20 protein-coding genes are annotated in these 22,008 nt (G+C 61.2%); 8 read left to right on the forward strand and 12 right to left on the reverse strand.

The annotated features are described in order from the left end of the window. Positions 1-131: 131 nt before the first annotated feature. The 3 genes from Q0I65_RS03890 to Q0I65_RS03900 all read right to left on the reverse strand — a co-directional run bounded on the left by Q0I65_RS03890 (position 132) and on the right by Q0I65_RS03900 (position 3,279). Positions 132-1,151 (reverse strand): leucine-rich repeat protein, encoded by a 1,020-nt coding sequence (locus Q0I65_RS03890; protein ID WP_296060083.1) that lies wholly within the window; start codon positions 1,149-1,151, stop codon positions 132-134. A 13-nt stretch (positions 1,152-1,164) separates the two neighbouring features. Then, positions 1,165-2,178, reverse strand: coding sequence for a hypothetical protein (locus Q0I65_RS03895; RefSeq protein ID WP_296060086.1), 1,014 nt, complete (start codon positions 2,176-2,178; stop codon positions 1,165-1,167). Positions 2,179-2,298: 120 nt separating this feature from the next. Beyond that, positions 2,299-3,279 (reverse strand): radical SAM protein, encoded by a 981-nt coding sequence (locus Q0I65_RS03900; RefSeq protein WP_296060089.1) that lies wholly within the window; start codon positions 3,277-3,279, stop codon positions 2,299-2,301. Between the two features lie 123 nt (positions 3,280-3,402). Between Q0I65_RS03900 and Q0I65_RS03905 the strand changes: the two genes are divergently transcribed. Genes Q0I65_RS03905 through Q0I65_RS03915 form a run of 3 tightly spaced genes read left to right on the forward strand, consistent with a single transcriptional unit; the run spans position 3,403 to position 7,165 of the window. Further along, on the forward strand, positions 3,403-4,347 hold the full coding sequence (locus tag Q0I65_RS03905; RefSeq protein ID WP_296060091.1) for a hypothetical protein: 945 nt from the start codon (positions 3,403-3,405) through the stop codon (positions 4,345-4,347). A 1-nt stretch (position 4,348) separates the two neighbouring features. Next, on the forward strand, positions 4,349-5,683 hold the full coding sequence (locus Q0I65_RS03910; protein ID WP_296060094.1) for a VWA-like domain-containing protein: 1,335 nt from the start codon (positions 4,349-4,351) through the stop codon (positions 5,681-5,683). Further along, entirely contained in the window at positions 5,684-7,165 is a 1,482-nt protein-coding gene (locus tag Q0I65_RS03915) for an AAA family ATPase (protein ID WP_296060097.1), read from the forward strand. A 97-nt stretch (positions 7,166-7,262) separates the two neighbouring features. On the opposite strand, the gene Q0I65_RS03920 is transcribed toward Q0I65_RS03915, so the two are convergent. The 3 genes from Q0I65_RS03920 to Q0I65_RS03930 all read right to left on the reverse strand — a co-directional run bounded on the left by Q0I65_RS03920 (position 7,263) and on the right by Q0I65_RS03930 (position 10,650). After that, entirely contained in the window at positions 7,263-8,327 is a 1,065-nt protein-coding gene (locus Q0I65_RS03920) for a radical SAM protein (protein WP_296060099.1), read from the reverse strand. 113 nt (positions 8,328-8,440) lie between these two features. After that, complete coding sequence (locus Q0I65_RS03925) at positions 8,441-9,505, reverse strand: radical SAM protein (RefSeq protein WP_296060101.1); 1,065 nt, start codon at positions 9,503-9,505, stop codon at positions 8,441-8,443. An 80-nt stretch (positions 9,506-9,585) separates the two neighbouring features. Further along, complete coding sequence (locus Q0I65_RS03930; RefSeq protein WP_296060104.1) at positions 9,586-10,650, reverse strand: hypothetical protein; 1,065 nt, start codon at positions 10,648-10,650, stop codon at positions 9,586-9,588. A 313-nt stretch (positions 10,651-10,963) separates the two neighbouring features. On the opposite strand from Q0I65_RS03930, the gene Q0I65_RS03935 reads away from it, so the two are divergent. From Q0I65_RS03935 to Q0I65_RS03945, 3 genes are read left to right on the forward strand one after another with little or no spacing between them, the layout of a single operon-like run. Further along, positions 10,964-13,414 carry an aminotransferase class V-fold PLP-dependent enzyme gene (locus tag Q0I65_RS03935; protein ID WP_296060107.1) on the forward strand — a complete coding sequence of 817 codons (2,451 nt, stop codon included), beginning with the start codon at positions 10,964-10,966 and terminating at the stop codon, positions 13,412-13,414. Further along, complete coding sequence (locus tag Q0I65_RS03940) at positions 13,411-14,304, forward strand: methyltransferase domain-containing protein (protein ID WP_296060109.1); 894 nt, start codon at positions 13,411-13,413, stop codon at positions 14,302-14,304. The genes Q0I65_RS03935 and Q0I65_RS03940 overlap by 4 nt, the downstream gene beginning before the upstream one ends. Positions 14,305-14,312: 8 nt before the next feature. Then, positions 14,313-15,290, forward strand: a complete 978-nt coding sequence (locus tag Q0I65_RS03945) for a hypothetical protein (protein ID WP_296060114.1) — start codon at positions 14,313-14,315, stop codon at positions 15,288-15,290. 170 nt (positions 15,291-15,460) lie between these two features. Here Q0I65_RS03945 and Q0I65_RS03950 read toward each other — a convergent pair whose 3' ends face one another. From Q0I65_RS03950 to rplM, 3 genes are all read right to left on the reverse strand, one after another. Continuing rightward, positions 15,461-15,619 carry a hypothetical protein gene (locus tag Q0I65_RS03950; RefSeq protein ID WP_296060117.1) on the reverse strand — a complete coding sequence of 53 codons (159 nt, stop codon included), beginning with the start codon at positions 15,617-15,619 and terminating at the stop codon, positions 15,461-15,463. Positions 15,620-16,024: 405 nt separating this feature from the next. After that, positions 16,025-16,417, reverse strand: coding sequence for a 30S ribosomal protein S9 (gene rpsI / locus Q0I65_RS03955; protein ID WP_158049679.1), 393 nt, complete (start codon positions 16,415-16,417; stop codon positions 16,025-16,027). Positions 16,418-16,419: 2 nt separating this feature from the next. Continuing rightward, complete coding sequence (gene rplM / locus Q0I65_RS03960; RefSeq protein WP_158049677.1) at positions 16,420-16,854, reverse strand: 50S ribosomal protein L13; 435 nt, start codon at positions 16,852-16,854, stop codon at positions 16,420-16,422. 430 nt (positions 16,855-17,284) lie between these two features. Here rplM and metA point away from each other — a divergent pair, with 430 nt between their 5' ends. Both metA and Q0I65_RS03970 read left to right on the forward strand, forming a co-directional pair. Beyond that, positions 17,285-18,226: a homoserine O-succinyltransferase gene (gene metA, locus Q0I65_RS03965; RefSeq protein ID WP_296060122.1), complete on the forward strand. Its 942-nt coding sequence runs from the start codon at positions 17,285-17,287 to the stop codon at positions 18,224-18,226. After that, on the forward strand, positions 18,216-18,416 hold the full coding sequence (locus Q0I65_RS03970; protein ID WP_296060124.1) for a hypothetical protein: 201 nt from the start codon (positions 18,216-18,218) through the stop codon (positions 18,414-18,416). The genes metA and Q0I65_RS03970 overlap by 11 nt, the downstream gene beginning before the upstream one ends. A gap of 148 nt (positions 18,417-18,564) precedes the next feature. On the opposite strand, the gene Q0I65_RS03975 is transcribed toward Q0I65_RS03970, so the two are convergent. The 3 genes from Q0I65_RS03975 to Q0I65_RS03985 all read right to left on the reverse strand — a co-directional run bounded on the left by Q0I65_RS03975 (position 18,565) and on the right by Q0I65_RS03985 (position 21,788). Beyond that, positions 18,565-19,809 (reverse strand): putative ABC transporter permease, encoded by a 1,245-nt coding sequence (locus tag Q0I65_RS03975; protein ID WP_366513220.1) that lies wholly within the window; start codon positions 19,807-19,809, stop codon positions 18,565-18,567. A gap of 74 nt (positions 19,810-19,883) precedes the next feature. Beyond that, the gene (locus Q0I65_RS03980) at positions 19,884-20,573 is read right to left on the reverse strand and encodes an HAD family phosphatase (RefSeq protein ID WP_296060128.1); all 690 of its coding nucleotides are present in this window, start codon (positions 20,571-20,573) and stop codon (positions 19,884-19,886) included. Between the two features lie 102 nt (positions 20,574-20,675). After that, complete coding sequence (locus tag Q0I65_RS03985) at positions 20,676-21,788, reverse strand: site-2 protease family protein (RefSeq protein ID WP_296060132.1); 1,113 nt, start codon at positions 21,786-21,788, stop codon at positions 20,676-20,678. Between the last annotated feature and the right edge of the window lie 220 nt (positions 21,789-22,008).

A 22,008-nucleotide genomic window follows, 5' to 3' on the forward strand; every position in this document is an offset into this window, starting at 1 on the left:
GTCATGTTGGTTCACAAAATAACTACGGTAGTTTATCTCACATAGTTGAGAATGTCCAATAGTTGATATTGGAATATATTTGAGATGATGGAGAAGGGCGGCGGACGGCCCCACGCGGTCGACCGCAGCTGCTAGGAGCGCGAAATCATGTCGAGAAGCGCCTCGTCGGAGGGATTCTCGAAGCTATCGAGCCTCTTTCTCAGATCGCGAAGGGTGCGACGCTCCGAGGAGAGCGATTCGGAGAGCTGCTTTCGGCGGGCGCGCTCCAGCACGCCGGTCTCTTCGATCTCGCGCGCGATTCGCCCCGCCTTCTCCCGCGACTTCTCGACGTCGCCTTGAAGGGACTCGATTTCGTTCGCATGGGCATGGAGATAAGCCCTGACCTGGCCAGATCGATCCTGAGAGCGCAGAAACCCGCGGGAGGCGGCAACCCCGCGCGGGAAGGCGTCGGGGAAGCGGGAAACGAGCGCGTCGGCGCCCTCAATCGAACGTATGCCCATGCACCCCGAGAAAATGTCATGTCCCAACGATTCCGCCGACTCGGGAATGCGCGCCTCAGCGAGCGCACGACAATTGCGAAACGCCTCGGCGCCGATCGCGCGGACCGTCGCCGGCAGCATCGCCCGGGAAAGCGAGCCGCATCCCGCGAACGCCTCGGCGCCGAGCGACTCCAAGCGGGAAAACGCCGGCATCTCGCGCAAGCTGCCGCATCCGGAAAACGCGCTCGCTCCCACTTCGTAAACCTCATCACCCCCGTGCACGACTTCCAAGGAGGCGCATCGGGAAAACGTCGAGGGCGCAACCGCCATGAGCGCGCGCGGAAGCGCCGCCTCGCGAAGGAAGGCGCACCCCGAAAAGGCACGTTCGCCGATTTCGAACACGGACTCGGGCACAGCGATTTTGCGCAGCCCCGTGCAGTCCCGAAAGGCGGCCTTCCCGATCGACTCGAGCGTTCGCGGCAGCTCGATCGACTCGATTTCCCCATGGCCGCGAAATGCCTCAGGAAGAATCTGCGTTGCGCCGAAGGGCACGACGACGTGCGCCGCATCGCGGGAATAATAGCGCTCGAGCGTGAGGGAAAACCCGCAGCGCCCCTCATCTTCTAGGGGTGCGGGCACCGCGGGCTCGAATATATCGGCAAAAGGGTTCATCGAGTTCGAAATCCTAGAGCATCCAGCCCTTCGAGGGACCGTCGACGATTTCCCAACCAGACGCCAAAAACATTTTGCGCTGCTGCGCGAAGCTTGCACCGCGCCCGCCGTGCTCGGTGCGCTCCACCGTGTCACGCGGGTTCGTCCCCACTTCCGCCCAGGCGAGGTTCGCACCCGACGCCGCCGTCATCACCGTGTTCGCCGAGCAGTTGAGGCGCGGCTCGATTCCACTTGCCAAACGGTAGATTGCCACCATGTTCGCGTTCGAAACGTCCGTGCGCATGCCCAGGTCGTAGAGCTGCGTGCCTGGAACGGCAACGCGCTTGCCCACGCCCGCCGACACGGGGTGCGTGCCGATGCAGCGGAAGGTCGCCTCGGTGATTTCCTCGGGCGTGTGCTCGGGGCCAACGGGTTCCACGCAGGTAGAGAGGCTCATGCCCGCCGCAGCCAGATTCGCGAACGTCTCCATGCGCATCTCAACAGGGATTTCGGTATCGACGCCCTCACGCATGCGAACGGCATGGTACGCACCGTTCGCGCCCGCCGCCTTGAGCGCCGTCGTGCGCTCGAGCGTCATGTCGTCGGTGTTCACCAGAAGCGGCATGTCGTCGCCGATTACCTCGCGCACGCTTCCCACCATGTCGACGAGTTTCTCGAAGCTGTAGCTCGCCGTGGTGAGCAAGAGCATGAGGTTCGCACCATCTTCCATGTAAATCTTCGCATACTCGAGCACGTCTTCCTTTGCCAGTTCGAACTTGCCCTTGCGCGAAGAGTTGCACGACGCGAACGAGCAGAACTTGCAGTTTTTCGGGCAGATGGTGGAGTTCAAGCCGATCTGTGCGTGGATTTCCGCCTTGCCGTCGGCAGCGCGAAGGGAAAGCTCCTGGCCAGCCCAGCGGATATAGGCCGCTTCCTTCGAAGTTTCCTGCACCTGGTAGAGCTTGAGCGTTTCCGCCTCGGTGAGCCCCTTGCCCAAAAGGCCCCGCTCCACGATGTCGTAGATTTCCTCGTCGAATACCTGCGTCATTGTCGTCCCTCTCCTGCTTTCACTGCGGCAGTCTTCCGCCGCATCACCATACGCTATCCGGTTAAGCGAGCGCGCAATCATAGGCGCCCGCTGAGACCCATCTTGGCTCGCCCGCGCTTCTTACCAAAACTTCGAAGGCCCGAAGGGGACCGTCCATTCTTTGTTCTCAAACTCCATGCGGCTTTTTAGGAGATCGGGGCCAAGGCCTCCCCTCTCAGTTTCGTTTTTGTCGTCGCGTGGGTTTGTCCCAACTTCGGCCCAGCTATGGTTGCCGCTGCCGAAGGGCATCTTCCCTTCGGGCGTCAGAAGGCGGAGGATATTGCCGAACACACCGATCTTCGACCAGCTGTAGCGCGGCGCATCGAACATCTTCGTGCCGGGAACGGCGATAAACCCGCCCGCAAAGCCCGACTCGGGCTCAAGCGATACCTCCCGCTCAAGCGCGGCGACGATGTCCTCGGCCCGAAGCCCTGGACGGATGAGTTCGGTGCACGTGGAAACCTTAAGGCCCGCTTCATGCGCCGCCTCGATCGTCTTCACGCGCGCATCAACGCTCAAGTTGTTAATCTCGCCCTCCCCCATGCGAATGGCATGGTAGACGCTCCCCGCACCTGCGGCCTTAAGCTCGCGCGCCATGGAGAGGTCGAAGTCGCCCATGTTCGCCATGATGGGGAAGTCCGGCAGCTCCTTGTGCGCAGCCTCGATGAAGCGCAGGAATTTCTCGAAGTCGTAGTCGACGGTGATCATGAGCGTCAAGACGTTCGCGCCGTTGTCGTAATAGTCGTGCGCGTAGTGGAGCACCGTCTCGATCGGCATCTCATGACGGCCGTTCGGACGCGCCTCGTTGCCAACGGCGAACGAACAGAACTCGCAGTTGGCTGGGCAGGGATTCGCGTCCATGCCGATCTGCCCGTGCACCTCGGCGATGCCGTTCGCGGTTTTGAAATGACGCTCACGCGCGACGTAGTTCAAAATATGATCCTCAGGCGTGAAGGGCTCGACATCGCACAGGTAAACTGCGTCCTTATGCGTGAGCGTTTTGCCGTCCATGCAGTAATCGGCGATGCGCAAGACCTCTTCGTCAACGCTTGGCAAAGGCATGGAAACCCCCTCGATTGATTCAAACCGAACTTAGTTGATATTAAGACGGAATCCCATATTAGACAATAGCCTATAGACAGCAGGGGTATCATGTTGGCGAAAGGCGCTTGAAGGAGGATGCCTGTGCCGCACGATACGGCAATCGAAGCAGAAAAAGAGCTCTCTGCGCTCGTGGAAGCGGGCGATGAGCGCGCCGTGGTCGACTGGCTCGAAGGCCCCCGGGCGGGACTCGTCGAGTTCACCGGGCGCTGCTTCAGCACGGCTGTCTCCTCGGGCATGGCGGATGCGTCCCTTCTTATGGGGCGACTCGGCTTCCACCTCGCCGTCACCGATGATAAGGCGGCAAAGCGAGCTATTGAACAGGCGAAAAGCATGCGCGGCTTGCTTGGTTTCCTGGAGGACTATCGCTATTGCAAAGCCCAGCGAAGCTACTATCTTCCCGTCGTGGAAAGTGACGCGTCGCTTGGACCTATCGAGCAGCTGCTCGCGCACGGGCTGCTTTCCGCAAACGACAAGGCCGAGCTGCTCTCGCTCGCCCTGCGAAGCGACAAGCCCAAGCTCGCGCGCGCCTTGGCCGCGGGGGGCGCGCGACTCTCCGACGGCATGCGCGACGACGTCCCGGAAGATTTGCGGAAAAACAGAAGCGATCTCGCCGCGAGCGAGAAGGACCTCTGGGCGCGGCTCGCCACGCCGCAGCGCACCTTAGAGACGCTCTCGCTCATCTTCGAGCGCACGGAGGGGCACCCCTGTTCCATCCATCGCAGCTGGTGGGGATCGTACGGGCGCCAGCCGGAGTTCGCCTGCAAGCTCTCGGAGATCGCATGCCGCAGTTGCACCGAGGCGTGCGACTGCACAGCGAGCCTACTTGCGACGCTCGCCGCGGCAGGAACGAGCGCCCTTCCCGGTCTTTCCACTGTGCTCACCTGGGAAAACTTGGAACAATCCTGGCTTGACGACGCCCTTGCCGCCGCGCAGGGGGCGAACAACGCGCAGGGAGCCGCGCTCATCATGCGCGCGGCGCAAAACGTTTCTTCCGCCGCAGACGAGCTCGACCTGCTGGAGTTCTAGCATGGCCCAAAACGCGCATCCCTCCGAGCTGCTCGACGAGGCGGCATCGCTCGCCGACAACATTGTCGCGCTTTGCCGCGACGCCCTGCTCACGAGCATCAAGTTCACGAACCGTCCGCTCGCGCGCCTGCCGCACCGCATCCAGATGGACCGCGGCGGATGCATGACCGACGGACACGAAGCGCTCTTCTCCCCCGCCTTCGTTCTGAACAACTTCAAGGGTGCGCGGCAGGTCATCACGCGCGCCTACCTGCATATGATCGCGCACTGCCTGTTGCGCCACCCCTTCCCACGCGCCGACATCGACCCGCTCACCTGGAGCGTTGCCTGCGATCTGTCGGTCGGCTGCGTTCTCGGCCAGCTGGAATGCGACGCGATCACCTACAAAGACGACGAGCGCGACTGCCGCATCTCCGAATGGGCACACCGCGTCGAGCAGCCGACTGCGCAGGCGTTCTACGCGCTGCTTGTGCGCGAGGGCCTAAGCCAGGAGGAGCTCGCCAAGCTGGAAATCGCCATCGGCATGGACAGCCACGAGCTGTGGTTCGAAAAGCCCGAGGGTCTCGAACCCGACCAATCGCAGACAGAGAGCAACGCGCAGCACGAGCTCAAGCAGCGCTGGGAGGAGATCGCCATCGCAACGGAGATGGACATGCAGCGCGAGCACGACACCGCGCCGAGCACCCTCACAAGCCAGCTTCGCGGCGCCCATGCAAGCACGATGAGCTTAGAAGAGCTGCTGCAGATCTACGCCGCGCCGCACGAGAGCATGACGCTCGACGACGAGGAGTTCGACTACATCTACTACAGCTACGGCCTGCGCGAGTTGGACGGGATCGCACTGGTAGAACCCCTGGAATACCGCGAGACACCCCAGATCAGGGACTTCTGCATCACCATCGACACATCCGGCAGCTGCAGCGGGCCGCTTGTGGAGGCCTTCGCGTCAAAGGCGTGCGGGATGCTTTTGGAGAGCGCGTCGGTGGGCGACGAGGCGCGCATCTGGATGGTGCAATGCGATTCGCAGGTGCAGAACACCCGCCTTCTGCGCACGCGCGACGACGTCGCCGATTGGCTTTCCTCGCTCGAACTCAAGGGCTTCGGAGGCACGGACTTCCGCCCCGTGTTCGAGCTGATGGATCGCATGACCGACGACGGCACGGTGGCAAACTGGGAAGCGCTCATCTACTTCACGGACGGGCAGGGAACCTTCCCCGACCAGGCGCCGCCGTGGGATACAGCCTTCGTCTTTGTCGACGAGGCGGGCTCATGCCCCGCATGGGCAACAAGGGTACTAACCTATTCCGACGAGCTTACGAGCGAAAGCGAGCGATAGATGAACATCAAGCAGGCAAAAGAGCAGGTCAAAAAAACTTGCGTCGCGTACCTCACCAAAGACGCCTTCGGCGAGTACGTGATGCCTATCGAGACGCAGCGCCCGATTTTCCTTCTGGGGGCGCCTGGCATCGGCAAGACCGCGATCATGGCGCAGGTTGCGGCGGAGCTCGACTTAGGGCTTGTGGACTACTCTATGACGCATCACACGCGCCAGTCGGCCATGGGCCTGCCGTTCATCACGAAACGCCGCTACGGCGAGCGCGACGTCGACATCTCGGAATACACGATGAGCGAAATCATCGCAAGCATCTACGAGAGCATCGAGAAGACGGGACGCAAGGAGGGCATCCTGTTCCTCGACGAGATCAACTGCGTAAGCGAGACGCTCATGCCCATGATGCTTCGTTTCCTGCAGAGCAAGATGCTCGGCAACCACCGCGTCCCCGACGGTTGGGTAGTCGTCAGCGCCGGCAATCCGCTCGAATACAACAAGAGCGCGCGCCAATTCGACGTCGTGACGATGGACCGTGTAAAGCGCATAGAGGTGGAACCCGACCTTGCCGCATGGCGCGAGTACGCCATGGCGTGCGGGGCGCATCCGGCGGTCGTTAGCTTCCTTGATATGCGCCCCGACTGCTTCTATTACATGGAGGCCAAGGGGCGAAGCCGCGAGTTTGTCACCGCGCGCGCCTGGATGGACCTCTCGAACATGATGCGCCTGTACGAGAAAAACGGCTTGGAAATCGACGACGAGCTGGTGAGCCAATACCTGCAAACGGCGTCGATCGCTTCGGATTTCTACGTTTACCTGCGTCTTTTCAGCAGCTACAGCGCCGACTACCGCATCGAGGACATCCTTGGCGGCAAAGCCGATGAGTCTTTGCGCGAGAAGGCGGCGCACGCCGGGTTCGACGAGCGAGCCGCCTTGGCCGGCCTTTTGATCGACACGCTCGCCGCCCATGCGGAAAGCGACGTCGAGCAGGAGCACGAGCTTGCCGAGCTTCGAGCGGCACTTGTTCGAGCCAAGGAGGAACCCGACCCCGCAGCTACGCTCTCACGCGAAGCCGATGAGCACGCGAGCAGACTCGAAGCGGACGCCGCGCGCTACCGAAATGACGTGCTCGCCCGCAGCGTCGAGCACGGCGCGATCGAGAGCTTGCGGGCATGGGCGGCGAAGCTCGGGGGCGGCGGCGCGAGCTTGAGGGATATTGCCGCGAGCTTCAACGAGAGGCTCGGCGAGCACAAGCGGCAAGGGGCGATAATCGAGACCGAGCTCACCTCCGCCCTCGATTTCATGGATGCAGCCTGGGGTGAAGGCAACGAGATGACGGTGGCGCTCAACGAGATGACTATGAACAAGACGCTTTCCGCCTTCATCGCGAAGCACGGCTGCGACGCCTACTACAACCACAGCGAGACGCTCATGCTCGACGCACGCGCCGAGCGCCTCGCCGAGCGCCTGGCGCAACTCGAGGCGTAAAAACGGCGGAGGCCTCCCATCTGGGACAACCCCCGTCGCCAACCTTCCCCTTTCGCGCCCCGCGCGTCGCACCCTGCGCCCCCGCGCATCGCGTCTCTTACTCGGAAAGCTTCGCTTCCATATATTCAGGGGTCAAATCGACATAGCTGCCGTCGCCCTTCATCAGACGACGAAATCCCGCCTGGTAGTAAAGCTCGCGCACCGCGGGAACGTCCAGGCCGCGGGCGGCGGAGGTGTCCTCGGCAGTGTCGCGCGGGTTGAAACCCGTCTCTGCGGTAACGCAGTTCGACCCGCTGACAAGGCTGATTAGGTTGGCCTCGTGATGGCCCATGTGAATAGCATGCGGACGATCGCACATGAGCAGCGTCTCGATTGCGTTCATCTGAGCCATGCGCAGGTTGGTGATCTCGTTTTCCAGCCCCTCGTAGCGCGTGCCGGGAACGCTCGTGCGTTTCATGACGCCCGTGGTGTCGAGTCCGCCGAAGTCCTCATCGCGCTGGCGAATTTCCATCAACCGCGTCGCAATGTCCTCGACCGGCGTCTCCGCACCGACCGGCTCGCAGCATTCCTCCACCTTAAGGCCGGCAGCATGCGCAGCGTGGATGGTCTGCTCGCGGCGTTCGGGCGTGATCTTGGTGAGGCAACCCTCGCCCAGGCGCTTGACATGATAGACGGCGGACACGCCCGCATCCTTGAGCTTCCTAAAGAATTTTTCCGTCGTGTCGCCGATATTGGAAATAAGGCGCACGTCAGTGGGAATGGCTGCGCGCACGGCCTTCACGCACTCGAGGTAGTGATCCTCGTCGAACGTGTTCATCGTCATAAGGTAAAGCCCGTACAAGTCACCCCCCTTCGCGAACTCGACCGCACGGCGAACAACCTCGTCAACAGGCATAACGACGTGGTCGGTAAAGCAGGTGTGGCTCTTGCCGAAGCTGCAGAACTGGCAGTCCGCCTCGCACGGGTAGACTTCGATTCCAATCTGCCCCCAGATAGTCGCCGCATTGCCCGTCTTCTCGCGCTGGATGCCATCGGCCGCGCCGCGGATAGCCGTTGCCTCCGGGCTCGCCTCGTCACACTCCAGCATTTCCACAACCTCTTCGTAGGTAGGTGCCTTACCTTCCCACGCGCGGGAGATGATCTCTTCGATTTTTTTGTCCATTCATCCCTCTCTCAGTGAATAGCCGTCGGGCGGACACGCGCCCGCCCGATATTTCTAGACGCCAGTCTTTGCGCGGGCCTCGCACGAGCTTCACACGTCCGTGCCCGCATTCCCTACTCGGCGAGCTTCGCCTCCATGTATTCAGGCGTCAAATCAACGCGCGAGCCGTCCCCCCGCACGAGCATGCGGAATCCCGCCTGGTAGAACATCTGACGCACGGCAGGCACGTCGAGCCCACGCCCAGCGGAGGTGTCCTCGGCGGTGTCGCGCGGGTTGAAGCCCGTTTCCGCCCAGATGGTGTTCGCGCCGCTCATAAGGCTCACCGTGTTGGGCTCGTGCACGGCCATCCAGGGGAAGTCGTCCTGATCGACCATGACAAAAGTCTCGATCGCCCCGATGAGCGCGAGGCGCATGTCGGTGATCTCGTTGGCGAGGCCCTCATAGCGCGTGCCAGGCACCGAGTTGCGCTTCATGACGCCCGCGCAATCGTGCAACCCCATCTCGCGCCCGCGGGCCTGAATCTCGAACAAGCGCGTGGCGATCGCCTCGTTGGGCGTTTCGGCGCCGATGGGCTCGCAGCAGTCCTGGATGGAAAGACCCGCCTCGTGAGCTGCACGGATGGTTGCCTCGCGACGGTCGGGCGAAATTTTCGTGAGCTCGCCTTCACCTAAGCGCTTCACATGGTAGATGGCATTTAGGCCCGCCGCCTTCAACTGCTCGAAGTATTCCCTGTCGGTGTCGCCGATGTTGGAGACCAGCCGCGTGCTCGCGGGAACGGCAGCGCGCACGGCGCGCACGCAATCGAGGAAGTACTGCTTGTCGAACGAGTGCATGGTCATCAAATAGAGCGCGTACAGATCGCCGCCCTTGGTGAACTCCTTCGCGCGCTTGACGACCTCGTCGATGGGCATGGTCACGTGCTCGGTGAAGCAGGTGTGGCTCTTGCCGAAGCTGCAGAATTGGCAGTCCGCCTCGCACGGGTACACGTCGACGCCGATCTGTCCGAGCAGCACGGCGGCGTTGCCCGTCTTCGCGCGCACGAGGTCGTTGGCCGCCCCGCGCACCGCCGTCGCCTCGGGCGAGGCCTCGTCGAGCGCGAGCAGCTCCATGACTTCCTCGTACGTCGGCGCCTTCCCCTCCTGGGCGCGAGCGATGATCCCGGCGATCTCTCGTTTCATTGCGTTGCCGTCCTCTCTCTTTCAAGCCCTCCCGCAAGGGCGATTCCTCGACGGCGCCCTTGCGAGAGGGCTTTCCGTTTCTACTCGGCGAGTTTCGCTTCCATATACTCGGGCGTGAGCTCGATGCGGGTTCCGTCACCGCGCACGAGCGTGCGGAATCCCGCCTGGTAGAACATCTGACGCACAGCAGGCACGTCGAGCCCGTGATTGCCGGCGGTGTCCTCGGCCGTGTCACGCGGGTTGAAGCCCGTTTCCGCGCAAATGCTGTTGCCGCCGGAAAGCAAGCTCACGGAGTTAGGCTCATGAATGGCGAACCAGGGCATCTTCGACTGCTCAACCATCACAAACACTTGGATTGCTCCGATGAGCGCAAGGCGCATGTCGGTAATCTCGTTTTGCAGGCCCTCATAGCGCGTGCCGGGCACCGAGTTGCGCTTCATGACGCCCGAGCCGTTGTAGACGCCGTAATCGTCGTCGCGCTGCTTGATTTCGAACAGGCGCGTAGCGATCGCCTCGTTGGGCGTCTCGGCACCGATGGGCTCACAGCAATCCTGAACTTGCAGACCAGCCTCGTGAGCTGCGGCAATGGTCGCTTCGCGGCGCTCAGGAGCGATTTTGGTGAGCTCTCCTTCGCCGATGCGCTTCACGTGGTACGCGCCGTCGAGACCAGCAGCTTTAAGCTTCTCGAAATACTCGACGTCGGTATCGCCGATGTTGGAGAACAACATCGTTTGGGGCGGGATGGCAGCGCGAACGGCCTTCACGACCTCCAAGAAATAATCCTCATCGTAGCTGTTCATGCACATGAGCCACAGACCGTACAGATCACCGCCTTTGGTAAATTCCTTCGCACGCTTGACGACTTCCTCAACGGACATGGTCACATGCTCGGTAAAGCAAGTGGTCGATTTGGCGAACGAGCAGAATTGGCAGTCCGCCTCGCACGGGTACACGTCGATGCCGATTTGTCCCCACATAGCGCAGGCGTTGCCCGTCTTCGCGCGCACGAGGTCGTTGGCCGCCCCGCGCACCGCCGTCGCCTCGGGCGAGGCCTCGTCGAGCGCGAGCAGCTCCATGACCTCCTCGTACGCCGGTGCCTTCCCCTCCTGGGCGCGAGCGATGATCCCGGTGATTTTTTGGTCCATGACCCTCTCCGATCGATAGAAGCACTACTGCAATTCGTCCATTATAAGACTAGAACCACTATATGACAGCGAACCTGGAGGAAGAAGGAGGATTTCGACTTCGATCAACTCGGGCACAAAAACCGACTTGTCCCGAAGAGCGCCGCTTTCAACCAAAAATAATTTGCGCGTCCACGAGGCACCGCTTGCATCGTTCGCACTCGTCCCACTCGCGCCATTCGCCCTCGTATCACACGTACATGCGCGACACATATTACTAGACAATGTCCTATACTTAGCATGTTGCACCATCGATGACTCGGAGGGCGAAACAATGAAACAAGCGAACAATCGATCCGAACACCAGCCCATGCGAGGGCCCGTGAGCCATCCCACCCCCAGTGAAACCGAGCTCGCACGCGCATGCGGAAAAACCATCGCCCTTGTGCTCGCGACCGATTTCGGGGCAACACCGCTGAAGGTCACCTTCGAGAGCGAGGACGAAAAGCCCGTGATCTGCGAGGACCCCGAAAACGGTGAGAAGAAGACGCCCCGCCCCTTGCAGCGCTTTAGAGGAACGACCGTAACGGCGATTGTCGCGGCACGCGCGCTTGAGGCGAGGTTCGCACGCGTCTACGTGCTTGCGGGAGGCGCGCCCGAGGAGCACCGCGCACTTGAGGAGGTGGTCTCTAGCGACATCGCCGCCGCTAGAAAAGAGAACACGCCCCACCAATCGGGCAGGGAAGTCGAATTCATCCCCTTCGACGCCGATGCAGCCTACCAGGCCACCATCGACGCCTGCGGGTTCACCTTGTACGACGTGCCCAAAGGCGTGCTCGATTACGCGGTGCGCGCGCTCGAGAGCAATCCCGACACCGACTCCGTCATGTTGCTCGGCTGCGATCAGGTTCGCATCACGCCCGCTCATTTACTTGAAGTTTGCCGCACCTTCCGCGACGACCCCACGCTCGACGTCGTCGCATCGTGGATCCAGTGGTATCGCCGCACGCCGATGCTCATCTCGCGCCGTTTCTTGGAGAACCTCGACGCGAGCGGGCTGTGCAAGCTCGACCCGAACGGCACCGATCGCCCGCTGCCGCGCATCGCGCTGAAAGACGTGGTCTTCGGGGAGGAAACGCTCGCGGCGAACGCCATCGTGCCCGAAAAGCTGACTACCTTCGAAAAGGGCCGCACACTTTCCGCGCGCGAAGCGGTTCAGATTGCGCGAAAAGAGATGGGCGGGATCGACCTGCGGGCCGAAGGAGCTTTCGGGAACCTCCGCCAGGTGAGCCCATCGGTGCAGCGAGGACTGTCGGAACGGCGGAAGGGACCCCAGCTCGAGGGAAGCCTTGGGGGCCTCCGCAAAGTGAGTTCCGCAGCGCAGCGAGGACTGTCTGAGCGACCGGAGGCCCCCAAGGCTTCCCCAACCTCACAGAAAGACGTCCCCAAGCGCTCGCCCGCCGACGAGGAGCTCATTGAAATCGCGCGCGAAGTCGTCTCGCGCATGGATGCCTGGCGCAACCAGCTTCCCCATGACGAGCAAGCCAAGCTCACCTGGGCGGACGCCTGGGCATGGCGCAACCGCGAGGACTTCCCGCTGCTCAACGATCGCAAGCAGAAAAACACGCTCGCCTACTTGGACTCCGCCGCCACGACGCAGCGTTGCTTCCGCGCGCTTCAGGCGGAGGCGAACTTCAACGAGCACGAGAACGCGAACGTCTACCGCGGCGGCTACGAGCTTTCCGCAAAGGCAACAGGCTCCCTCAACGACGCCCGAAAAGTGCTTGAGGACTTCATTGGCGCCGAGCGCCGCCAGACCGTCTACACCATGAACGCGTCTGCATCATGCAATCTGGTGGCGCACTCGTGGGGCGATTTCAACGTGAGCGAAGGCGACCATATCGTCGTCGCGCTTTCCGAGCACCACTCCGACCTTCTGCCGTGGCTCCTTTTGGCGCGCCGCAGGAATGCCGCGCTCGACTTCATTCCCCTGCTTCCCGACGGCAGACTTGACCTTGGGGAATACGAGCGCCTCCTTGACCATCACCCCAAACTCGTATGCGTCGCCCACGTGTCGAACGTTCTCGGCATCGTGAACCCCGTGGCCAACATGGCACGCATAGCACATCAGGCCGGCGCCCGATTCATGCTCGACGCTGCGCAATCGTTCCCCCATCTGCCCTTCAACGTAAAGGAAATCGGCTGCGACTTCGCCGCTTTCTCCGCCCACAAGATGTACGGACCGCTCGGCATCGGCGGCCTGTTCATCGGGAAAGACGCATTCGACGAGATGGACCCCGTAGCCATCGGCGGCGGCACGATCTCGCATGCGTCCGTCGATTCCTACTACCTTCGCCAGGGGGCCATCCAATACGAGGTGGGAACGCCTCCGATCGCGCAGGCAGTCGGCTGGGCGGGCGCCATCGAGTACATGGAGAAGCTGGGCATGGAGCACGTGCTCGAGCACGCCGAAGCCATGACCCCGTTCGCCGTCCACGCGCTCCATGGGGTGGAAGGCCTCACCATCTGGGGAGACCACACGCAGCTGGACGGCGCGGGAGGGCTCGTGTCGTTCTCGCTTGCGAACACCGCGCCCGCGCAAATCGGCAGCGCGTGCGGCATGATGGGCGTCGCCATACGATCGGGCGGGCATTGCGCCATGCCGCTTGCTGCATCGACGGGCATGGTGGGCACCGGGCGTGCAAGCTTCGCCGTGCATACCACCTGCGAGGACATCGAAGCGCTCGCCGTAGCAGTGGAAATATGCAGGAGGTTGTACCGATGAGCAGGAAGAACAAGGCTTCCGTCAGCGAGCTTGTCATAAGCGACGCGAAAGCTTCTCCCCTTGAGCACTCCGGAGGCAACGCGAAGACGCGGGAAATCGCCAGCCACTACGGCGAGGTAGCCCGTGCGGCAAGCGCTGCTCCGAGCGCATGCGAGTGCTGCGAGCCCGACCCCGCGCACGCCGGCGAGGCGTTTTTCCTCTACGCGAGCGAAGCGCTCGCAGGGCTTCCGAAAAGCGCGCTTGCCGCAAGCCGCGGATGCGGCGATCCGGTGGCGAAAGCGAACCTGCAATCGGGAGAACGCGTTTTGGACTTGGGAAGTGGAGGCGGCATCGATGCCCTCATCGCTGCACGACTCGTAGGCCCCGAAGGACACGTATTCGGACTCGATATGACGCCCGACATGGTGGCGCTGGCCCGCAAGAACGCTGCGGAAGCGAATCTCAGCAACGTCGAGTTCGTCGAAGGCTCGATCGACCAGATTCCCTTGCCCGACACATCGGTCGATGTGGTCCTCTCGAATTGCGTCATCAACCTTTGCAAGAACAAAGCTGCCGTGTTTGCCGAGGCCAAGCGCGTGCTAGTCCCCGGCGGGCGGCTCGTGGTGTCCGACATCGTAGCCTTCTCTCCCATTCCGCAAGGCGCCGAAGAGGCGCTCTCGCGCATTACAGGCTGCCGCCGCGGCATCACTCCGACGGACCGTTATCGCGAGATGATGGCCGCTTGCGGCTTTTCGCACTGCGACATCGAGCCGAAAACCGTTTACACGATTGACGTGCTGCGAGAAAAGGCCGAACGCAAAGGGCGCACCGAGGCACTTGAGACCGCGCTTCGCTTCGACGTCGGTTCCGTTTGCGGAAGCGCCATCATCTGCGGGCGCGTCCCCGAATAGGAACTGCCATGCTCGACAAATCCGTGGAATCTATCGTTGACCGGGCAATCGAGGGGGAATCGCCTTGCCGCGACGAGATGCTCATGCTCATGGGAATCGACGTCGAAAGCGCCGAGGCAGCGTATGTGCGCTGGGGAGCGGAGGTGCTCGGACGGCGCGCATCGGGTGGCGTTGGTCAAATCTACGCGCAAATAGGCCTCGATGCCACGCCGTGCCCCGAGAACTGCGCCTTTTGCTCGCTCGCCGCGCGCAACAACTCAAGCAAGGGGCGAGCCGAGGTTCCCGATGACGAAATCACGCACTATGCAGGCGTTTTCGATGAAGCGGGCGTTCACCTTATCTCCCTTATGGCGACGGCGGCATATAATTTCGAGCATTTTCTGCGCATCGTCGCAACCGTACGAGGCGCCATCGCGAACGACATGCCCCTCATGGCGAACATAGGAGACATCACCTTCAACCAAGCACAACAGTTAAAAGCCGCCGGAATCCAGGCGATCTACCATGCCCATCGGCTTGGAGAGGGCACCATCACCGGCATCGCACCTGAACGGAGGCTCGCCACAATCGCGTCCGCGCAGAAAGCGGGTCTCGCACTCATGACGGCGGTTGAGCCGATATATCAAGGCATTCCCCTCGAAGACATCGCCGACCGCATGCTGGAAGTAATATCCCAAAAACCCTATTGCTCAGGGGTAGGCGTGCTTACTGCAGTGCCGGGTACGACCATGGCGAATGAAACTCCCTACACTCGCAGGCAAGCTGCATACTTTGCAAGCATCATGAGACTTGCCGCGGGAACGTCCATCCCCTTTGGGACCGGTTGCGGCAATGTCGTATGGACTGACGCGGGCGCAAATCCCCGCGGGCGCGACCTCTCCACCGACCCCGACTTCCTTCGTCGCGACGTCCGCAGGCTGAGAAAAGAGCTTGCCCGTGATGGGTGGGATGTTCCCGCGCGACCACTTTCCGCCTGGTTCAAGTAAGGTGCATGCAAGCCTTTAGTTGCCAAATTTAATGGAGCGTCATTGCGTTTTCCTAGTCAACGTAGCGCAACGGGAAAAGGCGCAACGGCAAGCAAGGCGTATAAAGCGAAGAGGCCTGATCAGCTGCCCCCTGCAACCGATCAGGCCTCTTCGCTACTAAAGAAAGAACGCTACTTGCCCGAGCCAACGAGCGCCGGGAACAAGCCAGCGCGCGCTTTGTCATGCTCTGCAGTCGTCAGGTTTCCTGAAGGCTGCGGTGCTTTTTGATTCTTCACGACAACGCCGTCGTACTTGCGAGCCTCCATGATCTTATCGAGTGCTGCATTCATTGAGATTCCCCTTTCCCAATTGATGGCCGCCGTGCCCCTTTTCACCGCAACCGTTCCCCTAAAAAACGCATTCAGAATACCGTTATTAGTAGCCTAATGCAACCATTTTTGGGTACTTTTTTGACCACTCACTAAATTTTTTCAACCGCAAATCATAATCTTTTCGAATTGAGTATTGACTAGTAACATTTTGTGTGTTTCATCGTGGACTTGCGTTTTTAACGCACCCCCAAATCGGCCCTGCAGCCTCCCATTTGCTGCGGGGCTTCTTCTTTCCAAGGAGTACCTTAAACAAGAGGCAGCCAACAGCGCCAACGCTCGCGAGCCCGCCTTTCCCATGGCAAAAAGAAACCCCGCCGCTCGGATGAACGACGGGGTTTGCAACCGTGTATGTTCCAGAAGAAACTAGCGCTTCGAGAACTGCGGACGCTTACGAGCCTTCTTCAGGCCGTACTTCTTACGCTCGACCACACGAGAGTCGCGGGTGAGGTAGCCGGCCTTCTTGAGCTCGGCGCGATAGTCGCCGGCGTCGAGCAGAGCGCGGGAGATGCCGTGACGCAGAGCGCCGGCCTGACCCGAGATGCCGCCACCGTTGATGCGAGCGATCACGTCGAAGTGATCCATGGTGTCGGTTACCTTGAACGGGGTCTTCGCGTAATCGAGAAGAGCCTCGCGGCCAAAGTACTCAGCACCCTCGCGACCATTGATGGTCACCTTGCCCGTGCCCGGGACGAGGCGCACGCGAGCAACGGCGTTCTTACGACGGCCAGTGCCGTAATACAGAGCTTCACCTGCCATGATTAACCCTCCATCTTGATCTCGCGGGGCTTCTGAGCCATATGGGGATGCTCAGGGCCAGCGTACACCTTCAACTTCATGCCCTGGGCACGACCCAGCGTGTTCTTCGGCAGCATGCCCTTGACAGCATGCTCGATCACGCGCTCAGGATGCTTCTCCATGGCTTCGGTGAAGGTTTCGGACTTGAGACCACCGGGAAAACCACTGTGGCGGTAATACTCTTTCGCTGCAGCCTTCGTGCCGGTAACGCGAATCTTGTCCGCGTTAATGATGATCACGAAGTCGCCCGTATCAACATGCGGGGTGTACTGCGGCTTGTGCTTGCCCTTGAGAATCTGTGCGGCCTTGGTGGCCACGCGGCCGAGAACCTGATCGGTTGCGTCGATCAGAAGCCATTCGCGCTCGACTTCGCCAGGCTTCGCATGATACGTCTTCACTTGCTTCCTCCAATAGATACTCTGTTCCTTGAACGAGCCGAAGGGCCCTTCCAAGGGGCGCTTGCGCGTTACCGCAAGCGGGTGTTTGTTTTCAAAAGTGCAGGTCAGCCAGATGCCGGTTTCCTACGCCGACGCGCATACCTCAGGCCTGGACTCCGTTGGCACAACGCTTCTGCCTTTACTGCTTTCACGGGGCTTTTGAAAGCGAACTTTTGCAGTCTACCTGGCTTGGCGAAGGGAAGTCAAGCCTGAATCGTCTTATTCATGGCCATCTGCAGAAAGTCTTCGGAAATCGGGGGTGCAGGAATCGACTCGCGCCGCCCGCTTTCCCGATTTCCGCGATAATGTGTTATCACTGCTTCATATAATCGGGTGAACTGATATTTTGCTAGGATAACGAGGAAGTTTCCATCAATCGGAAGGATGCGCCATGCCTATCAAGATTCCCGATTCGCTGCCGGCAACCGCGCAACTCGAAAAAGAGAACATCTTCGTCATGACCGAGCACCGCGCGTTGCACCAGGATATCCGCCCTTTGCGCGTGCTGCTCCTGAACCTCATGCCCACCAAGATCACCACCGAGACGCAGATCCTGCGAAAGCTCTCGAACACGCCGCTGCAGATCGAGGTGGAGCTCCTCCGCACGAAGAGCCACGTCGCGAAAAACGTCTCCGAAGAGCACCTGGAAACGTTCTACGTCTCCTTCGACGACGTGAAAGACGAGCACTTCGACGGCCTCATCATCACGGGCGCGCCCGTCGAGCTGCTCGATTTCCACGACGTCGATTATTGGGAAGAGCTCACGCGCATCATGGACTGGTCGAAGACGAACGTCCACTCCACCCTGCATATCTGCTGGGGAGCCCAGGCGGGCATCTACTACCGCTACGGCGTCGAGAAGTACGAGCTCGACGAGAAGACGACCGGCGTGTTCGAGCACCGCGTCGTGAAGCCGTCTTCCCCCTGGGTGCGCGGGTTCGACGACCGCTTCCGAGCGCCCCATTCGCGCTACACCAACGTGCGAGCCGAGGACATCGAGGCGAACCCCAACCTGGAAATCATCGCCGAGTCGGACGAGGCCGGCGTCTACATGGCGAAAAGCACGGACAGCCGCAATTTCTTCGTGTTCGGCCACCCCGAATACGACCGCGAAACCCTGAATGTGGAATACGAGCGCGACTCGAAGACCCACCCGAACGCGCCGCTGCCCAAGCACTACTACCCCAACGACGACCCCGCGCAGCCTGCGGAATCGACCTGGCGCGCGCACGCGCAGTTGCTCTACACCAACTGGCTGAACTACTATGTGTACCAAACGACGCCGTATGAAATTGACGCGATTGGACACGAGGAGGCAGCAGATGGCGAATAGCGTTTCGGAAGACGAGCAGGGCAAGACGCGAAAAACCGCCGAGGAGCTTCTTGCCGAGGCAGCGCGCAAGCATGCCCCCGCGCATCGCGACCCCTGCATCCGCGCGGAGAGCGAAGACGACGACGGCTACGACCCCTATTCCGACCGACAGGAGACAAACCCCCTGTTCGAGCGCGATCCCTGGACGTAGAAGCCCCCGATCGCAAACCGCTCCCATTCACAAACCACATCATAAAAAGGCCGCTTGAGCACTTCCCGTGCCGCAGCGGCCTTTTTTCCTGCAAAGACAACCGGACCGACCCAAAGCCGCGCCGTCTCAGCGCGCGACCGGATAACCCCTAGCCGAGAGCACTGTCCGGCGGCGCCCCTGACCCACGCGTCGCGCTGTCGGGGTTGATGGTCATGCTCTCGAACCGGTTCGCCATGAAGTCGTTGTCGAAATACGTGGCGTAGAACTGTTCGATGGGCGTTTCGGGAACATGCCCCGACAGCCGCCCGTACCAGCAATCAAGCGATTGCAGCGTCATGATGGCGTTCACGAGCATGAGCGCCGTGGCAACCGCGGTCACGGTATAGCGCAGCTTCCAGGGAATCAAGTTCACCACATCGAGCATCTTCGGCAGGAGCGCCTTTATCCACAGCACGCCCAGCATGCCCCACATCGCCATGAACATGCCGTTCGTACGTCCATCGATCGAGAGGAACGTGCCCGTATAATCCCAGGCCACAGCGCCGAATGCGGTTTCCATGAACCAGCTGACGAAGAACTCAAACGCGCCGCCAATCACAGCGCTCACCAAAAAGATCACGGGCACCGGCTTGTCGTGGAAGCGGTTGAGCGCCATGGTCATGAGCACCGCGCCCACGCCGTAGATGGGCGAGAACGGCCCGAACAGCATACCCGCGCGATCTTGGTACTCGCCGGGAACGACGATGACGAAGTGATACACTACTTCGATGACCAGGCCTAACACGCTGCAGACCACGAAAATCCAGAACACGTTGAAGAAGTTGAGCGCGATATAGCCGCGCCCCGTCGAGTCCAGGCCGAGCGTTCCCTCTTCCGCCTGGTCGCGCGTCTCCATGTCGCGGAGCTTGCGCTGCAGTTCGCGTTCCTCGGAAAGCGACGGGTCGACATAACCCGACACGAAGAACAAAAGCACGAGGATGACCAGCGTCGGCACGATATGGACATCGGTGCCGTTGAGCATAATATTGCAGACGAAGGCCACTGCCGCGAGCGCCATGAGGACCTCGGCAGTGAGCGCGGCATAACGGCGCTTGTTACGGAGAAGACGCACGCCCAGCAGGATGAACAGCACCAACATAGCCGCTTGGGCAACAACGAGAACGACCGTCACGGCAAGGGGCGTGAGCGCCTCCTCGGCAAGGCCGCCCGACCGCAAAAACTGCACGATGACGACGACCGCAAGCGCACCGCTCGGGATGGAGGCCGCCCCGCCCACGATGCACAGCACGCCGAACACCTTCAGCAGCAGGGGCATCTTCGGCTTCGGCTCGCATGCGGCATCGATCGCGCCACCCTCGGCCGCGACCATCTCTTCCCTTTCCCCATGCGCCATGATGCTCCCTTTTCGAACGCTGCCCGCCTTATGAACACTGCCGTCCATTATAGGGAATGGAGTCGCGTGTTTTCCTACGGCATGGCAACCATTCGGGCAAATTCGATGAACTCGTCAGGGTCGAGGTCGCGGAAATCGCGCACCGCACGCTCGGCAGAAGCGGAAAGCGCTGCATAGGTTCCTGACATATCGCAGTCGTACACCGCCAGCGTATGGTACCCCGCCCGCTTGAGCGTGCCGACCGCATACAGCGCATCTTCCACACCCCAGGTATGGGAAAGCTCGGTGCCCATAAGCGAGCGCGCACGGTCGTATACCGCGGGTTCGCGCTTCGGTTTCCCCACGTCATCGACGGATACCACCGCATCGAGCATCGGAAGGAACCCCGTATGGGAAAGCCCTGCCAGCAAATACGGCATCGGGGAGGAAGAGGCCACCGACAGCCTGATGCCGCGCTCGAACAGGGCGCGGACGAACGCGAGCGCACCTGGGCGCGCCGTCGCGCGGGTCGAGTAGAACTCCATCATGTACTCGCCCACCATGCGCACGACCTCTTGGGGGGATGAGCCCAGCCCGAATTTCGTGTGGAAGAACTCGCCCGCCTCGGGCGTGGTCATCGTTGTCAGCCGGTCTTTGTCGGTCGGCGACAGCTCGCCGCCCGCCCGATGCGCGAACTCGCTTTCCATCTCGCGCCACACGCCCATGCTGTCAAGAAGCGTGCCGTCACAGTCGAATATCACGCCGATTGGAGCTTCGCTCGCCACCTCGCCGTCCTTTCGCCCGTTTCCCTCTTTCCCCTAGAGCCTAGCAAGAAAGAAAGTTTCCCTGCGGCGCGTGGGCAAGCATTTGGGCGAGCGGCGCGCGGACTAACCCCAATTGCCGAAGACGAAACGCTGCACGTCCTGGTTGAGCATGATGACGAAGAACCCCAGAAAGAGAATCATTCCCGCCGCGCTCATATAGCTCAGAGCGCGCGTCGACACGTTCTTGCGCGTGAGCTTCTGGAAGATCTCGATGACGAAGCGGCCACCGTCGAGAGGCGGGATCGGCAGCAGGTTCATGATGCCGAGCGAAACCGAGAGCATCGCCATGAAGAAGACGAATTCGAGAAGCCCCGCCTCAGCGTAGGTTTTCGACATGACGGCGATGCCGACCACCGACGTCGAGTTCGACACGACATCAGCCGCCGTTTGCGGATTGAACAGGCTTACCACCATCTGGACCACCGCGCCGATGTAGGCGAAGCCGACTTCCACCGAGCGCAAGGGCGACATGGTGATGTGCGAGACCTCGCCCGTCTGCGAGTTCGTCATATCGACGCCCACGATGGAGTACACCACCACGAAGACCAGGACGGCGAACAGCAGATTCACGGCGATTCCCGCAAGGAGGATGACCGTGCGCTTCCAGAAGGGAAGGCTTCGGTACTGCTGGTTGTATTCGCTTTCGAAGAGAGCGTGAGGGTCGTCAACCAGGCGAGGTTGCCCCAGCTCATAGGCGAGAGGCACCGGCTGTCCCGCCGCCTCGGCGCGCTTGATCTGCCCCTTGGTGGGACGGGTGGCCATCGCGCGGTAGGTGTTGAACTTGTCCTTTTTCGTAGGACCCTGAATGCTTCCCCACTCCACCAGCTCATCGAGGGCGGCGAGAGCATCGTCGTTCGAGATGGCACAATCCTGCGCGATGTCTTCCATGTTTGCCGTCCCGCGGCGGTATATCGCCGCGAGCACGCTTTCCAGATGGGGGCTCATCTCGCCCGGCTCCATCCCGCACACCTTCGCGTAGCCGCCAAGGGGAACGCAGGTCACGCCGAACTTCGTGCCCCATTTGGTGAAGCCGATGCCAGGCCCGGGAAAGCCGATCATGAACTCGGTCACGCGCACACCGAACGCGCGGGACGCCAGATAATGCCCGCCCTCGTGGATGAGCACGAGGAAGCCGAGCAGGATCGAGACGTACAGAATCATAAGGACAATATCCATGCGAGCGACTCCTCGGAAGGCTTGAAGGGGTACGGGGCAGCAAGCTCCTCGCATCCAAGGCGGGCGAAAGCGAGTCGCCGAATAACACGTTCAGCGCCCATTATAGGAAAGCCACGCCGACCGATGCGCCCAGCCCAGAAAACCTACACCCCCTGTGCGGCTTTTGTTGCCGAATCGTTGCCGACTTCCTGCCAGGTTTTCGCGAATGCATGCCGAATTT

The organism is uncultured Ellagibacter sp. (assembly GCF_934643285.1).
Classification (GTDB): domain Bacteria; phylum Actinomycetota; class Coriobacteriia; order Coriobacteriales; family Eggerthellaceae; genus Ellagibacter.

Excerpts from the sequence above, each read along its gene's own strand:
- Q0I65_RS03890 (WP_296060083.1), bottom strand. The coding sequence starts at position 1,151 with ATGAACCCTTTTGCCGATATATTCGAGCCCGCGGTGCCCGCACCCCTA.
- Q0I65_RS03895 (WP_296060086.1), bottom strand. The coding sequence starts at position 2,178 with ATGACGCAGGTATTCGACGAGGAAATCTACGACATCGTGGAGCGGGGC.
- Q0I65_RS03900 (WP_296060089.1), bottom strand. The coding sequence starts at position 3,279 with ATGCCTTTGCCAAGCGTTGACGAAGAGGTCTTGCGCATCGCCGATTAC.
- Q0I65_RS03910 (WP_296060094.1), top strand. The coding sequence starts at position 4,349 with ATGGCCCAAAACGCGCATCCCTCCGAGCTGCTCGACGAGGCGGCATCG.
- Q0I65_RS03915 (WP_296060097.1), top strand. The coding sequence starts at position 5,684 with ATGAACATCAAGCAGGCAAAAGAGCAGGTCAAAAAAACTTGCGTCGCG.
- Q0I65_RS03920 (WP_296060099.1), bottom strand. The coding sequence starts at position 8,327 with ATGGACAAAAAAATCGAAGAGATCATCTCCCGCGCGTGGGAAGGTAAG.
- Q0I65_RS03925 (WP_296060101.1), bottom strand. The coding sequence starts at position 9,505 with ATGAAACGAGAGATCGCCGGGATCATCGCTCGCGCCCAGGAGGGGAAG.
- Q0I65_RS03930 (WP_296060104.1), bottom strand. The coding sequence starts at position 10,650 with ATGGACCAAAAAATCACCGGGATCATCGCTCGCGCCCAGGAGGGGAAG.
- Q0I65_RS03935 (WP_296060107.1), top strand. The coding sequence starts at position 10,964 with ATGAAACAAGCGAACAATCGATCCGAACACCAGCCCATGCGAGGGCCC.
- Q0I65_RS03940 (WP_296060109.1), top strand. The coding sequence starts at position 13,411 with ATGAGCAGGAAGAACAAGGCTTCCGTCAGCGAGCTTGTCATAAGCGAC.
- Q0I65_RS03945 (WP_296060114.1), top strand. The coding sequence starts at position 14,313 with ATGCTCGACAAATCCGTGGAATCTATCGTTGACCGGGCAATCGAGGGG.
- Q0I65_RS03950 (WP_296060117.1), bottom strand. The coding sequence starts at position 15,619 with ATGAATGCAGCACTCGATAAGATCATGGAGGCTCGCAAGTACGACGGC.
- rpsI (WP_158049679.1), bottom strand. The coding sequence starts at position 16,417 with ATGGCAGGTGAAGCTCTGTATTACGGCACTGGCCGTCGTAAGAACGCC.
- metA (WP_296060122.1), top strand. The coding sequence starts at position 17,285 with ATGCCTATCAAGATTCCCGATTCGCTGCCGGCAACCGCGCAACTCGAA.
- Q0I65_RS03970 (WP_296060124.1), top strand. The coding sequence starts at position 18,216 with ATGGCGAATAGCGTTTCGGAAGACGAGCAGGGCAAGACGCGAAAAACC.
- Q0I65_RS03975 (WP_366513220.1), bottom strand. The coding sequence starts at position 19,809 with ATGGCGCATGGGGAAAGGGAAGAGATGGTCGCGGCCGAGGGTGGCGCG.
- Q0I65_RS03985 (WP_296060132.1), bottom strand. The coding sequence starts at position 21,788 with ATGGATATTGTCCTTATGATTCTGTACGTCTCGATCCTGCTCGGCTTC.